This window comes from Streptomyces sp. NPDC001515 (assembly GCF_053597115.1).
Genome location: NZ_JBSFHN010000003.1, coordinates 52,627 through 66,082 on the forward strand (window position 1 = coordinate 52,627; position 13,456 = coordinate 66,082).

Annotated in this window: 13 protein-coding genes and 1 pseudogene; 11 read left to right on the plus strand and 3 right to left on the minus strand. The window is 72.4% G+C overall.

Annotated features, from left to right (window positions below; translation table 11 throughout):
• Positions 1–18 precede the first annotated feature (18 nt).
• The 4 genes from bioB to ACWCXC_RS05340 all read left to right on the plus strand — a co-directional run bounded on the left by bioB (position 19) and on the right by ACWCXC_RS05340 (position 4,027).
• On the plus strand, positions 19–1,200 hold the full coding sequence (gene bioB, locus ACWCXC_RS05325) for a biotin synthase BioB (protein WP_450886720.1): 1,182 nt from the start codon (positions 19–21) through the stop codon (positions 1,198–1,200).
• A complete protein-coding gene (locus ACWCXC_RS05330; protein ID WP_450886722.1) occupies positions 1,193–2,497 on the plus strand; it encodes an adenosylmethionine--8-amino-7-oxononanoate transaminase in 1,305 nt (434 codons plus the stop codon). Before bioB ends, ACWCXC_RS05330 begins: the two co-directional genes overlap by 8 nt.
• Before the next feature lies 1 nt (position 2,498).
• Positions 2,499–3,188 carry a dethiobiotin synthase gene (bioD, locus tag ACWCXC_RS05335; RefSeq protein WP_450886724.1) on the plus strand — a complete coding sequence of 230 codons (690 nt, stop codon included), beginning with the start codon at positions 2,499–2,501 and terminating at the stop codon, positions 3,186–3,188.
• Between the two features lie 140 nt (positions 3,189–3,328).
• Positions 3,329–4,027, plus strand: coding sequence for a class I SAM-dependent methyltransferase (locus tag ACWCXC_RS05340; protein WP_450680059.1), 699 nt, complete (start codon positions 3,329–3,331; stop codon positions 4,025–4,027).
• 49 nt (positions 4,028–4,076) lie between these two features.
• On the opposite strand, the gene ACWCXC_RS05345 is transcribed toward ACWCXC_RS05340, so the two are convergent.
• Positions 4,077–4,448 (minus strand): fic family toxin-antitoxin system, toxin component, encoded by a 372-nt coding sequence (locus tag ACWCXC_RS05345; RefSeq protein ID WP_450680058.1) that lies wholly within the window; start codon positions 4,446–4,448, stop codon positions 4,077–4,079.
• Entirely contained in the window at positions 4,445–4,672 is a 228-nt protein-coding gene (locus ACWCXC_RS05350; protein ID WP_450680057.1) for an antitoxin, read from the minus strand. The genes ACWCXC_RS05345 and ACWCXC_RS05350 overlap by 4 nt, the downstream gene beginning before the upstream one ends.
• Before the next feature lie 187 nt (positions 4,673–4,859).
• Between ACWCXC_RS05350 and ACWCXC_RS05355 the strand changes: the two genes are divergently transcribed.
• The 7 genes and pseudogenes from ACWCXC_RS05355 to mug form a co-directional block, all read left to right on the plus strand.
• On the plus strand, positions 4,860–6,188 hold the full coding sequence (locus tag ACWCXC_RS05355; protein WP_450886727.1) for a cytochrome P450: 1,329 nt from the start codon (positions 4,860–4,862) through the stop codon (positions 6,186–6,188).
• Between the two features lie 42 nt (positions 6,189–6,230).
• Positions 6,231–6,650, plus strand: a complete 420-nt coding sequence (locus tag ACWCXC_RS05360) for a GNAT family N-acetyltransferase (protein ID WP_450680055.1) — start codon at positions 6,231–6,233, stop codon at positions 6,648–6,650.
• 222 nt (positions 6,651–6,872) lie between these two features.
• Complete coding sequence (locus ACWCXC_RS05365; protein WP_450886730.1) at positions 6,873–8,210, plus strand: hemolysin family protein; 1,338 nt, start codon at positions 6,873–6,875, stop codon at positions 8,208–8,210.
• A complete protein-coding gene (locus tag ACWCXC_RS05370) occupies positions 8,207–9,226 on the plus strand; it encodes a hemolysin family protein (RefSeq protein WP_450886734.1) in 1,020 nt (339 codons plus the stop codon). Before ACWCXC_RS05365 ends, ACWCXC_RS05370 begins: the two co-directional genes overlap by 4 nt.
• A gap of 163 nt (positions 9,227–9,389) precedes the next feature.
• Complete coding sequence (locus ACWCXC_RS05375) at positions 9,390–10,232, plus strand: SGNH/GDSL hydrolase family protein (protein WP_450886736.1); 843 nt, start codon at positions 9,390–9,392, stop codon at positions 10,230–10,232.
• Positions 10,233–10,390: 158 nt separating this feature from the next.
• On the plus strand, positions 10,391–11,833 hold the full coding sequence (gene purB, locus ACWCXC_RS05380) for an adenylosuccinate lyase (protein ID WP_450680051.1): 1,443 nt from the start codon (positions 10,391–10,393) through the stop codon (positions 11,831–11,833).
• Positions 11,834–11,852: 19 nt separating this feature from the next.
• A pseudogene (gene mug, locus ACWCXC_RS05385) lies at positions 11,853–12,395 on the plus strand (G/U mismatch-specific DNA glycosylase); the annotation flags it as partial.
• A gap of 232 nt (positions 12,396–12,627) precedes the next feature.
• Here the strand turns inward: mug and ACWCXC_RS05390 are convergent.
• Positions 12,628–13,065: a hypothetical protein gene (locus ACWCXC_RS05390; protein ID WP_450680050.1), complete on the minus strand. Its 438-nt coding sequence runs from the start codon at positions 13,063–13,065 to the stop codon at positions 12,628–12,630.
• Positions 13,066–13,456: the final 391 nt, after the last annotated feature.

The window sequence follows — 13,456 nt, forward strand, 5'->3', positions numbered from 1 at the left end:
TACGCCAGGATCGTCGCCATGGACCTCCTGAACACGCTGGTGGACAAGGGGCTGCGGCGCGAGCTGCCGACCCGTGAAGAAGCGCTCGCCGTACTGGCGACCCCGGACGACGAACTGCTCGATGTGGTGGCCGCGGCCGGAAAGGTGCGCCGCCAGTGGTTCGGGCGGCGGGTGAAGCTCAACTACCTGGTCAATCTCAAGTCCGGGCTCTGTCCCGAGGACTGCTCGTACTGCTCCCAGCGGCTGGGATCGACGGCCGGGATCCTCAAGTACACCTGGCTGAAGCCGGACGAGGCGTCGAAGGCGGCCGCCGCGGGCGTGGCCGGCGGGGCCAAGCGCGTCTGCCTGGTCGCCAGCGGCCGGGGGCCGACCGACCGTGACGTCGACCGGGTCTCGGAGACCATCGAGGCCATCAAGGAGCAGAACGAGGGCGTCGAGGTGTGCGCGTGCCTCGGACTGCTCTCCGACGGCCAGGCCGAACGGCTGCGGTCGGCGGGCGCCGACGCGTACAACCACAACCTCAACACGTCCGAGGGGACGTACGGGGAGATCACCACGACGCACACGTACCAGGACCGGGTGGACACGGTCCACCAGGCTCAGGCCGCCGGGCTCTCGGCCTGTTCCGGGTTGATCGCCGGCATGGGCGAGAGCGACGCCGACCTCGTGGACGTCGTCTTCTCGCTGCGCGCGCTCGACCCCGACTCGGTGCCGGTCAACTTCCTCATCCCGTTCGAGGGGACGCCGCTCGCCAAGGAGTGGAACCTGACGCCGCAGCGCTGCCTGCGGATCCTGGCCATGGTGCGGTTCGTCTGCCCCGACGTCGAGGTGCGGCTGGCCGGGGGGCGCGAGGTGCATCTGCGCTCGATGCAGCCGCTCGCCCTGCACCTGGTCAACTCGATCTTCCTGGGCGACTATCTGACCAGTGAGGGCCAGGCCGGGCAGGCCGACCTCGACATGATCGCGGACGCCGGTTTCGAGGTGGAGGGGGCGGGCACCACGACGCTCCCCGCGCACCGCGCCGACGCGGCGGCGGGATGCGGCGGTCACTCCGGCGGTGGCTGCGCACCGTGCGGGGACGCGGCACCGGCCGGCGAGGAGACCACCGCCGAGGAGCGGCCGGACGTGCCCGGGGCCCGCACCGATCTGGTGGCGGTCCGGCGCCGCGGCGCGGGCACGGACCTCGCTCCCAATGCCTGAGCCGCTCTCCCCCGCCGCGCTGCGGGAGCTGGACCGCTCCCATGTGTGGCATCCGTACGGTCCGATGCCCGGACGGCAGGAGCCGCTGGTCGTGGAGTCCGCGTCCGGGGTCCGGCTCCGGCTCGCGGAACCCGCGCACGGGCGGCACGAACTGGTCGACGGCATGTCGTCCTGGTGGTCGGCCGTGCACGGCTACAACCACCCCGCGCTCAACGAGGCGGCACGCGATCAGCTGGGCCGGATGAGCCATGTGATGTTCGGCGGGCTCACGCACGAGCCCGCCGTGCGGCTGGCCGCCCGGCTCGTCGAGATCACCCCGGAGCCGCTGCGCCACGTCTTCCTCGCCGACTCCGGTTCGGTCGCGGTCGAGGTGGCCGTCAAGATGTGCCTCCAGTACTGGCGCTCGGCCGGGCAGCCGGCCAAGAAGCGGCTGCTGACCTGGCGCGGCGGCTACCACGGGGACACCTGGCAGCCGATGTCGGTGTGCGATCCCGAGGGCGGGATGCACGAGTTGTGGTCGGGCGCGCTGCCCCGGCAGATCTTCGCCGACGAGCCCCCGGCGGGCTTCGACGCGGAACCGGATGCCGCCTACGAGGCGCATCTGCGGGAACTGATCGCACGTCACGCCCATGAGGTGGCGGCGGTGATCGTGGAGCCGGTGGTCCAGGGCGCGGGCGGGATGCGGTTCCACTCCCCCGCTCTTCTGAGGGTGCTGCGCGAGGCGTGCGACGCGCACGACGTCCTGCTGGTGTTCGACGAGATCGCCACGGGCTTCGGGCGTACGGGCACGCTGTTCGCCGCGGAGCACGCCGGGGTCTCCCCCGATGTGATGTGTGTCGGCAAGGCGCTGACCGGCGGATATCTGACGATGGCGGCGACGCTGTGCACGAGCGGGGTGGCCGAGGGCATCTCGCGCGGCGAGGTGCCGGTGCTGGCGCACGGTCCGACGTTCATGGGGAACCCCCTCGCGGCGGCGGTCGCCTGCGCCTCCATCGATCTCCTGCTCGGCCAGGACTGGGAGCGGGAGGTCAAGCGGATCGGTGCCGGTCTGCGGGAGGGTCTGGCACCGGCGGCGGAGCTGCCCGGGGTCCGCGACGTGCGGGTGCTGGGCGCCATCGGCGTCGTCCAGCTCGACCACGAGGTGGACATGGCGGCGGCCACGCGGGCGGCGGTGCGCGAGGGCGTGTGGCTGCGGCCGTTCCGCGATCTCGTGTACACCATGCCGCCCTATGTGACGGGCGACGACGATCTGGCGATGATCGGCCGCGCCGTGTGCGCCGCCGCCCGGGAGGGCTGAGATGAATCTGCTCGTGGTGACGGGCACCGGCACCGAGATCGGCAAGACGATCGTGACGGCCGCCGTGGCGGCCGCCTCGGCGGGCCGCCGGGTGGCGGTGCTCAAACCGGCCCAGACGGGTGTGGAGCCGGGTGAACCCGGGGACGCGGCCGAGGTGGCCCGGCTGGCCGGGGCCCATGTCACCCCGGTCGAACTGGCCCGTTTTCCCGAACCGTTGGCCCCGGCCACGGCGGCTCGCCGCGCCGCGATGCGTCCGGTCCGCCCGTACGAGGTCGCCGAGGCGGCCGGGAAACTGGCGACCGATCACGACCTGGTGCTCATCGAGGGCGCCGGCGGGCTGCTGGTGCGCTTCGACGACGAGGGCGCCACGCTCGCCGACGCCGCCCGGCTGCTGGGGGCGCCCGTGCTGGTGGTGGCCCCGGCCGGGCTCGGCACCCTCAACTCCACGGCGCTGACGGCGGAGGCGCTGCGCGCGCGGGCACTGGAGTGCGCGGGCGTGGTGATCGGCAGCATGCCCGGGACGCCCGGTCTGGCGGAGCGCTGCAATGTGGCGGACCTCCCCGTGGCGGCGGGAGCGCCGCTGCTGGGCGCGGTGCCCGCGGGTGCGGGGGCGCTGGCCCCGGCGGACTTCCGGGTCCGGGCCCCGAGTTGGCTGGACGCGCGGCTGGGCGGAAGCCGGGCCCCGGAGTAGAACGCGAACCGATGGTGCGCGGCGCAGGACGGGGCCGTGCGAACGGGGCAGAATCGAGGTAGCCGAACCTTTCCGGCCGTACGGGGCGCGCGGTACGCCGCCCGGCCCGCGCCGGCCGGTGCCCGTCGAGGAGGTCCGTCATGCGACTGCGCAGCACGAAGATTCCGAGGGACGCGGTCCACCATCCCGTGTTCGCCCGCTGCTACGCCCGGCTGAGCGTGGCGGCGGAATCCGCCGCGGGTCTGGCGGCCCTCCGGTCCGAGCTGCTGACCGGGATGTCGGGGCGGGTGATCGAGATCGGCGCGGGCAACGGGCTGAACTTCGCGCACTACCCGCCGGCCGTCGCGGAGGTGGTGGCCATTGAACCGGAGCGCACGCTGCGTCAGTTGGCGGTCCGGGCGGCGCTGCGCTCCGGTGTTCCGGTGGACGTGGTGCCGGGCACGGCGGAGGCGCTTCCGGTGAAGAGCGAGGCATTCGACGGGGCGGTCGCCTCCCTGGTGCTGTGCACCGTACGCGAGGTGCGGCGGTCGCTCGCGGAGATCGGGCGGGTGCTGCGGCCGGGTGGGGAACTGCGGTTCTTCGAGCACGTACGGGCCGAGGGCCGGGCCATGGCGGCGACGCAGCGGGCCCTGGACCGGACGGTCTGGCCCCTGCTGGCCGGGGGCTGCCACACCTCGCGGGACACGCTCGCCGCGATCGAGGAGGCGGGGTTCGAGATGGTGGCCTACCGGCGTGTCCGCCTCCCGGAGCGCGGTGTCCCGCTCCCCACGTCCTCGTGTGTCCTGGGTGTGGCCCGGAGGCCGGCCGTGGTGGACCGGGGACGGTCCGGGCTCGGCTGAACCGTGGGACGGGCCGCGCCGGTCGGTCCTCGGCCCGCCCCGTCGCCGGTCACAGGCTCCACTGGCGCAGCTCGTCGGCGATGGCCCGCACGTCCGCCTTGCCCTCCTTGACCAGCAGCGCCAGATCGCGCACCTGTTCCGGCGAGGTGACGAGCTTCAGCCCGGAGGCGACGAGATAGGCGTAGGCGACGGCGGAGGCGAACATCGCGTTCGAACGCTCCAGCGCGGGGACGTGGAGCAGCAGTTGCAGCAGGGAAGCGGCCCGGGAATGCGGGTCGCTGTAGACCGGGCTGCCGAAGATCTCCGCTTCGTGGCGCGCGACCGCAGCCACGAGTGCGCCCCAGTCGGTCACCTGCGGATCGCCGGGCGTGTGGTGTTCGGCGACCATGAGCAGCCAGGAGAGGTGGATCCGCAGGTTCAACGGGTGCCTTTGCGCTCCGGGCCGAACTCCTCGGCGAACACCGAGGCGTACTGCTTCATGAAGTCGGCCGCGGCTTCGACGAAGGTGTGGCCCACCTCGCCCGCGTCCCGCATGACCAGTTCCTCTATGTAGCGGTTCACGCTCATCCCCCTCTGGAGCGCGCGTTGCCGCGCGGCCTCGGCGGTTGCCTCGTCCACTCGAACGTTCAGCTGCGTCTTGGGCACCCGCTCACGCTAGCGCGGGTCCGCTAGCACCGGCAAGGGGACCGGGACGCGGGTGCCGGATCCCGGACCCGGTCCTCCGGAGCGCCGGAAACCTGGTCATAATTCCTGGCCTGGCAGCCGTGGTGGGCGCGTCAGGCCATGTTCCGGCGGCAACGGCCCGCCATTCGACCGGTTCTCGCGACGACCCATGGGGTGCACATTGAGTACGACGTTCCGTTCCCGCATCACCGCCCGGCTCGGGCGCACCTATCTGGCCAGGATCCAGCGGCACGGACTCGGCTCCTCCACGGTCCGGCTGCTGCCCGAGGACCTGCTCATGCTGCTGCGCCGGGACGGCCTCGATCCGGTGCGCCGGGTGGCCGCCACCCGGGCGAAGGCGCCGGTGAGCCGGGTCGCCCTGCCCTTCGGCATGGACGCCTGGGTGGTCACCGGGTACGAGGAGTCGAAGGCCGTGCTCGGCTCCGCCGACGGCTTCAGCACCGATTTCGCGCATCTCGCGGGCAACGCCGGAATAGGCGCCGAGCAGAGCCCCGGTGGCCTCGGTTTCAGCGACCCGCCGGTGCACACACGGCTGCGGCGCATCCTCACCCCGGAGTTCACCATGCGCCGGCTGCGCCGGCTGACGCCCCGGATCGAGGCGATCGTCGAGGAGCGGCTGGACGCGATGGCGGCGGCCCCCGGCCCGGTCGACCTGGTGCACGCCTTCGCCCTGCCCGTGCCCTCGCTGACCATCTGCGAGCTCCTCGGCGTGCCGTACGGGGACCGGGAGGACTTCCAGCGGCTGGCGATGGACCGCTTCGACCTGTTCGGCGGGACGAGCGCCCCGTTCGGTGCCATGTCCGCGTCGCTCGACTACTTCCGCGGGGTCGTGCGGGCTCAGCGGCGCAGCCCCGGCGACGGCCTGCTCGGCATGATCGTGCGGGAGCACGGGGACAGCGTCGACGACGAGGAGCTGGCGGGTCTGGCCGACGGGGTGCTCACCGGCGGTTTCGAGACGACGGCCAGCACGATCGCGCTGGGTGCCCTCGTCCTGCTGCGCGATCCCGAGGTCGCGGAGCGGCTGCGTACGGACGACGCGGCCGCCGCGCCGTTCGTGGAGGAGGTGCTGCGCTACGTCTCGGCGGTCCAGACGGCCTTCCCCCGGTTCGCCCGCCGCGACATAGAGATAGCCGGGGTGACCATTCCGGCCGGCGACATGGTGCTCTGCTCGCTGAGCGGCGCCAACCGCGATCCCGCGTACGTCTCGGACGACGGGGGATTCGCTCCGGGGCGCACGACACCGGCCGGGCATCTCGCCTTCGGTCACGGCATCCACCGCTGCATCGGCGCCGAACTGGCCCGGATGGAACTGCGCGTGGCCTTTCCCGCCCTGGCGCGGCGCTTTCCGGCGATGCGGCTCGCGGTCCGCCCGCAGGACCTCGCCTTCCGGAAGCTGTCGATCGTGTACGGCGTCGAGTCGCTGCCCGTGGTCCCGGGTCGGGCGGCGGGCGGTGTCCCGCGCGCGACCGCATCCTGAAATCCTTCGCGCCGGGGGGCGGGCGTCTGCTTGGCTCGCCGCATGAACGATCTCCGCATCCGCCCTGCCGCCTTCTCCGACATCGACGCCGTCCTGCGCTTCTGGCGCGAGGCGGCGGAGGGCACGAGTGTCAGCGACGACCACGACGGGGTCACCCGGCTGATCGAACGCGACCCCGAGGCGCTGCTGCTCGCCGAGCGCGACGGTGTGCTCGTGGGCAGCGTCATAGCGGGCTTCGACGGGTGGCGCTGTTCGGTGTACCGCCTGGCCGTGCATCCGGGGTTCCGGCGGCAGGGAATCGCCACCGCATTGCTGGACGCGGTGGAGAAGCGTTTCTCCGCGCTCGGCGGACGCCGGGTCGACGCCATGGTCCTGGAGGTCAACGAGCGGGCGCACCACACCTGGGCGGCGAGCGGCTACGAGCGCCAGGACCGGTGGCGGCGCTGGGTGAAATCGCTCTAGCCCCTCCGGGCACCTCGCCTCCCGGCCGCGTGGGGCGCACGCGCGTGAGCGTGCGCCCCACGCCCACCACGCAACTTTGCCGATCCTTTACTATGGATGCTCCACTGCCGATCCTTACGAAAGGTGTGAGCGTCCGCCGATGGGCGAGCCTCCGAGTAGCCGATATCGCCGACACCGCGCGATCCTCCTGCCCCTGCCCGATCATGGGACGGAGGTGAACCGATGACCGAAGTGCTTCTGCTCCTCGTGGCGGTCCTGCTCTCCCTGGCCTGCGGCGCCTTCGTCGCGGCCGAATTCTCGCTGACCACGGTCGAACGCGGACAGCTGGAGCGGGCCGTGGAGCGGGGGGAGCGCGGCGCGCCCGGCGCCATGAAGGCCGTACGCAGCCTGACGTTCCAGCTCTCCGGCGCCCAGCTGGGCATCACCGTCACCAATCTGGTCGTCGGCATGCTCTCCGAACCCTCGATCGCCAAACTCATCCGGGGCCCCGTCGAAGCCGTCGGACTCTCCCCGAGCGTGGCCTCCTCCCTGGCTCTGGTCATCGGAACGGCCCTGTCCACGGTGTTCCTGATGGTCGTCGGCGAGCTGGTCCCGAAGAACTGGGCGATCTCCTCGCCGCTCGCCGTCGCCAAGGCGGTGGCGACCCCGCAGCGGGCCTTCACGGCGGTGTTCCGGCCCTTCATCAGCCACCTCAACAACACGGCCAACCGGATCGTGCGCCGGTTCGGGCTCGAACCGGCGGAGGAGCTGGCCTCGGCCCGCAGCCCGCAGGAGCTGGTCGCTCTGGCCCGCCACTCCGCCAAGGAGGGCGCCCTGGAGGCCGACACCGCGGAGCTGTTCGTCCGCACCCTCAATCTGGCGGAGCTGACCGCGGAGAACGTCATGACCCCGCGCGTCCAGGTCACCGCCCTGGACGTCCGGGCCACCGCCGAGGACGTCGCCAACGCCACCCGCGCGACCGGACTGTCCCGTTTCCCGGTGTACCGGGGCAGCCTGGACACCGTCGTCGGCGTCGCCCACATCAAGGACGTCCTGGCGATCCCCGCCGAGCGCCGCCCGCGCACCCGCGTCTCCGAGATGCTGCGCGAACCGCTGCTCGTTCCCGAGACCCTGACCGTCGACCGGCTGCTGGACCGGCTGTCCGGCAAGCTCGCGATGGCGGTCGTCATCGACGAGTACGGCGGCACGGCGGGCGTCGTGACCCTGGAGGACATCGTCGAGGAGGTCGTCGGCGAAGTGCGCGACGAGCACGATCCGCACGAGACGCCGGACCTCGCCCCGGCGGGCGAGGACGCGGACGGCAGGACCCTGTGGTCGGCCGACGGCGCCGCCCGCACGGACCAGCTGGAGAGGATCGGTCTGCGGGTGCCGGACGGACCCTACGAGACCCTGGCCGGGCTGGTCGCCACATCGGTGGGCCGCATCCCCGCCGTGGGCGACACCATCGAGCTGGCCGGCTGGCGCGTGGACGTCGTGGACGCCGCCGGGCGCCGCGCGGCACGGGTGCTGCTGCACGCCCCGCTGCCGGGTGCCGACGACTCCGCGGAGGACGAGCGATGACCGCCGTACAGCTGTTCATCGGTCTGCTGACCCTCGTGGTGAACGCGTTCTTCGTGGGCGCGGAATTCGCGCTCATCTCGGTCCGGCGCAGCCAGATCGAACCGCAGGCCGAACAGGGGAACCGGCGGGCCCGGAGCGTGATCTGGGGCCTGGAGCACGTGTCGGCCCTGCTCGCCGCGGCTCAGCTCGGCATCACCCTGTGCACCCTGGTGCTGGGTATCGTCGCCGAGCCCGCCATCGCGCACCTGCTGGAGCCGGTCTTCGACGCCGTGGGCGTGCCGCACGGGCTGGTCCATCCGATCTCGTTCGTGATCGCCCTGACGGTGGCGACGTATCTGCACATGCTGCTGGGCGAGATGGTGCCGAAGAACATCGCGCTGGCCGAACCGGTGCGGACCGCGCTGCTCCTCGGTCCGCCCCTGGTCACGCTGGCACGGGCCCTGCGTCCGGTGATCTTCGCGATCAACGCCTTCGCCAACGCGCTGCTGAAGCTGTTGCGCGTGGAGACCAAGGACGAGGTCTCGGCCACGTTCTCCGACGACGAGCTGGCCCGTCTGGTCAAGGACGCGGGCGACGCGGGACTCGTCGACGACCGTGCCGCCGAGCGGCTGCACCACGCGCTGGAGCTGGGCCGCAGGCCGGTGCGGGACGTGGTGCTGCCGGTGGACCGGGTCATGTACACGCGGGTCGGGACGACCCCGGAGGAGCTGGAGCGGCTGTCGTCGCAGACCGGGTTCTCCCGTTTCCCGGTGATGGACAGCGAGCAGCGCATCCTGGGCTACCTCCATGTGAAGGACGCCCTCGACGTCACCCCCCGGGACATGCCCTTCCCGGTGACGGCGATGCGGCCCATCGCCCGGGTCCGCGCGGCGACGCCGCTGGACGACGTGCTCACCGCCCTCCGGCGCAGCCGAACGCACCTGGCGGCGGTCCTGGACGAGGACGACCGGCTGGCCGGCATGGTGACCATGGAGGACGTCCTCAGGGAACTGGTCGGACGGCCGCAGGCGCGCTGACCGGTGCCCGGCCCCGGGGTGGGATTCCCGCCCGGGGCCGGGCGCGTCCGCGCTCGCGGTGGGGGCAGACCACGGCGGTCGCGGCCGACGGCCCCGTGCTTCCGGGGGGCGCACAGCGGACCACGGCAGAGGCCGCCCCCACCGCGATACGATCGGCGGCGCCATGGAATTGAATGCCGAATACACCAGTCTTGTCGCGGTCGGCGACTCGTTCACCGAGGGCATGTCCGACCTGCTGCCCGACGGCTCGTACCGGGGCTGGGCCGATGTCCTCGCCGCCCGTCTCGCGGCCCGCACCCCCGGCTTCCGCTACGCCAATCTCGCGGTGCGCGGCAAGCTCATCGGCCAGATCGTGGACGAGCAGGTCGACGCGGCGGCCGCGCTGCGGCCGGACGTGGTGACCCTGGTCGGCGGTCTCAACGACACCCTGCGCCCCAAGTGCGACATGGGCATGGTCCGGGGACGGCTGGAGGAAGCCGTGGAACGCCTGGCGCCCTCGTGCAAGAAGCTGGTGCTGATGCGCAGCCCGGGACGCAACGGACCGGTGCTGGAGAGGTTCCGGCCGCGCATGGAGGACCTGTTCTCCCTGGTGGACGATCTGGCGGCGCGGCACGGCGCGGAGGTCGTCGATCTGTACGGCGCTCCGTCGCTGGCCGACCCCAGGATGTGGGACGTCGACCGGCTCCACCTCACCGCCGAGGGCCACCGCCGGGTCGCCGAGGCCGTCTGGCAGCAGCTGGGGCTCCCCGCGGAGAGCGACTGGCGGACGCCGCTGCCCCCGTCGGCCCCGCCGCGCTGGGCCGCTCGGCGCGTGGAGGACGTGCGGTTCGCCCGCCGGCACCTCCTGCCGTGGATCGGCCGGCGTCTGACCGGCCGCTCGTCGGGCGACGGCCGGGCGGGGGCGCAGTTCAACGCCGAACTGGGACGCGCCTTCTGGGTGACCCCTGCCGACGCGGGAAACCCCGGGCCGGTGACGGGATGGCTCAGGGCGGACGCCGACTTCTGAGCGGCTGCCGCAGGCCGCCGCCGCGGACCTCGGCCGGCCGCGCGCCCCGGCGCGCACCGTCCAGCAGATGAGACGGGCGCCCGCGCCGCTCTGACCTGGGCCTTACGGCCCCTGTCCGCGCCACGGAGCACCCGGGCCGCCAGGTAAGCTCTGGACACGTGACTGCTGTGTCTGCGAAGCCTCGCATCCCCAATGTCCTTGCCGGCCGCTACGCCTCCACGGAGCTGGCCGTCCTCTGGTCCCCCGAGCACAAGGTGAAGCTGGAACGCCGGCTCTGGCTGGCGGTGCTGCGCGCCCAGAAGGACCTCGGGATCGAGGTGCCGGATGCCGCTCTCGCCGACTACGAGCGCGTGCTCGACCAGGTCGACCTGGTCTCGATCGCCGAGCGCGAGAAGGTGACCCGGCACGACGTCAAGGCCCGCATCGAGGAGTTCAACGCCCTCGCCGGCCATGAGCAGGTCCACAAGGGCATGACGTCCCGCGACCTGACGGAGAACGTCGAGCAGCTCCAGATCCGGCTGTCCCTGGAACTCATGCGCGACCGCACCGTCGCCGTCCTGGCACGGCTGGGCCGGCTCGCGGGCGAGTACGGCGAGCTGGTCATGGCCGGACGCTCCCACAACGTCGCCGCGCAGGCCACCACGCTCGGCAAGCGCTTCGCCACGGCGGCCGACGAGCTGCTGGTCGCCTACGGGCGGCTGGAGGACCTGCTGGACCGCTACCCGCTGCGCGGGATCAAGGGTCCGGTCGGCACGGCCCAGGACATGCTCGACCTGCTCGGCGGCGACGCCGCGAAGCTGGCGGAGCTGGAGCAGCGCATCGCGCGGCACCTGGGCTTCGCCCACGCCTTCACCTCGGTCGGCCAGGTCTACCCGCGCTCCCTCGACTACGACGTGGTGACGGCCCTGGTGCAGCTGGCCGCCGCACCGTCCTCGGTCGCCAAGACCATCCGGCTGATGGCGGGCCACGAGCTGGTCACGGAGGGCTTCAAGCCCGGCCAGGTCGGCTCGTCCGCGATGCCGCACAAGATGAACACCCGCTCCTGCGAGCGCGTGAACGGCCTGATGGTCATCCTGCGGGGCTACGCCTCGATGACGGGCGAGCTCGCGGGCGACCAGTGGAACGAGGGCGACGTCTCCTGCTCCGTGGTGCGCCGCGTCGCGCTGCCCGACGCGTTCTTCGCCTTCGACGGCCTGCTGGAGACCTTCCTGACGGTCCTCGACGAATTCGGCGCCTTCCCGGCGGTCGTCGCCCGCGAGCTGGACCGCTACCTGCCGTTCCTCGCCACCACCAAGGTGCTCATGGGCGCCGTCCGCGCCGGCGTCGGCCGTGAGGTCGCCCACGAGGCCATCAAGGAGAACGCCGTCGCCTCCGCGCTGGCCATGCGCGAGCAGGGTACGGAGCGCAACGAGCTGCTGGACAAGCTGGCCGCCGACGAGCGCATTCCGCTCGACCGCGCCCAGCTCGACGAGCTGATGGCCGACAAGCTCTCGTTCACCGGTGCCGCCGGCGACCAGGTCACGACCCTCGTCGCCCGGATCGAGGAGATCACCAAGCAGCACCCCGAGGCTGCCGGCTACACGCCCGGGTCGATCCTCTGACCCCCGGCGCGTCCGGCCGATGACACCCGAGGAACTCCGGGCCGCCCGTGACCGCATCGTCCCCGATGTGGTCACGGGCGGTCTGCGTGTCCTGTTCTGCGGCATCAACCCGAGCCTCACCACAGCCGCCACGGGCCACCACTTCGCGTTCCCCGGCAACCGTTTCTGGCCCGTGCTCCACCGGTCGGGGTTCACCCCGAGGCAGCTGAAACCCAGCGAGCAGTCGGAGCTGCTGCACTACGGTCTCGGCATCACGAACGTCGTCGCCCGTGCCACCGCCCGAGCCGACGAACTCTCCGCCGAGGAGTTCCGCGCCGGCGGCCGCATCCTCACGGCCAAGGTGGAGAGGCTCCACCCCCGCCTGCTGGCCGTCGTCGGCATCACGGCCTACCGAACGGCCTTCGGCGCACGCACGGCGCGGATCGGACGCCAGGACCGCACCATCGGCGGCGCCCAGGTCTGGGTCCTGCCCAACCCCAGCGGCCTGAACGCCCACTGGACCCTCGACTCCATGGCCGAGGAGTACGCCCGCCTCCGCGCGGCTCTCGCGGACCCTGCTGGTGCGGATGACACCACAGCCCCCGCCTCGGACGCGGCGACCGGAGCCCCCGGAGCCCCCGGAGCCCCCGGAGCCCCCGGAGCCGCGGAACTCCCTGTGCCGGGGCCCGGTTCCCTGCGCCGGGGACCCAGCTGAGCCGGCACGCCCCCTCGTTCCTCCGCCCCGCGGTCTGACGACGCCCCTGTCCCGCCCAACCGTTCTGCCCGCCCGCACCGTCCGGATGGCTTCGAGCGCCTCATGGCGGGTCGATCTCGGTCACCACGACGCCGAGCTCGCAGCCCAGTCCGTCCTCCTCCAGGTACAGCGCGAGGGCGATCCAGCGCTGCTCCTGACGCCATAGCCGCAGATACTCACACCCCGCCACGGTCTCCGCCCACGGGTCGGGAATCTCCTCACCCGCCATCATCCGCTCCTGCGTGCTCCACAGACTGACCTTCTGCGGGTCGCCCCACCGCGCCTCCAGCAGGGTGATCAGCGCCTCGTGCTCGGCCAGGCACTGCGCACGGTGGTCGAACCTCGTGGCTTCGTCGTCGTCCCAGTGGTCGACGTCGGCGTGCAGGAACGCCGTGTGGTAACCGGGCCCGCTGACGCCCGAACCCGATCGAACGCGCTCCGCGGGGAAATCTCGGGTGCGCATCCCGTCGATGAGGCGGAGGTGATGTGCGGTCGTCATGCCGTCAGTAAACCGTCCTGCACTGACAATGCGGCATCCGCCCTCCCCTTTTGCTGCTGTATGAGCCTGTCTGCCCTTCCTGGCACCGCTCACGGGCGTGGCGCACCGGGACGCTCGGCAGCGCACTTCTGGCGCCGCACTTCGGGCGTCGGGCGTCGGGCGTCGGGCACCTGACCAGAGGCGTGCAACAGGTTCGGGCGGCTGTCCGGGAGTTGGAACCGGCATCCCGGCAGACGCGGATCGAGGATCGCCGCCGGGCGGTGTTGGGCCCGGGAAGCCCAAGGTCCGCCGCCCCGGAATCCGGTGGCTGCCCACCGCGCACGCAGCTACCGTGCTCTCCAACTCGTCGTCCAGCCAAAGGCGTGCCGTTGTACACCGTGTGAGACCTCCC

Bases quoted from the DNA above. Each gene is read 5' to 3' on its own strand.
- bioB (WP_450886720.1), top strand. From the start codon at position 19: ATGGACCTCCTGAACACGCTGGTGGACAAGGGGCTGCGGCGCGAGCTG.
- ACWCXC_RS05330 (WP_450886722.1), top strand. From the start codon at position 1,193: ATGCCTGAGCCGCTCTCCCCCGCCGCGCTGCGGGAGCTGGACCGCTCC.
- bioD (WP_450886724.1), top strand. From the start codon at position 2,499: ATGAATCTGCTCGTGGTGACGGGCACCGGCACCGAGATCGGCAAGACG.
- ACWCXC_RS05340 (WP_450680059.1), top strand. From the start codon at position 3,329: ATGCGACTGCGCAGCACGAAGATTCCGAGGGACGCGGTCCACCATCCC.
- ACWCXC_RS05355 (WP_450886727.1), top strand. From the start codon at position 4,860: ATGGGGTGCACATTGAGTACGACGTTCCGTTCCCGCATCACCGCCCGG.
- ACWCXC_RS05360 (WP_450680055.1), top strand. From the start codon at position 6,231: ATGAACGATCTCCGCATCCGCCCTGCCGCCTTCTCCGACATCGACGCC.
- ACWCXC_RS05365 (WP_450886730.1), top strand. From the start codon at position 6,873: ATGACCGAAGTGCTTCTGCTCCTCGTGGCGGTCCTGCTCTCCCTGGCC.
- ACWCXC_RS05370 (WP_450886734.1), top strand. From the start codon at position 8,207: ATGACCGCCGTACAGCTGTTCATCGGTCTGCTGACCCTCGTGGTGAAC.
- ACWCXC_RS05375 (WP_450886736.1), top strand. From the start codon at position 9,390: ATGGAATTGAATGCCGAATACACCAGTCTTGTCGCGGTCGGCGACTCG.
- ACWCXC_RS05390 (WP_450680050.1), bottom strand. From the start codon at position 13,065: ATGACGACCGCACATCACCTCCGCCTCATCGACGGGATGCGCACCCGA.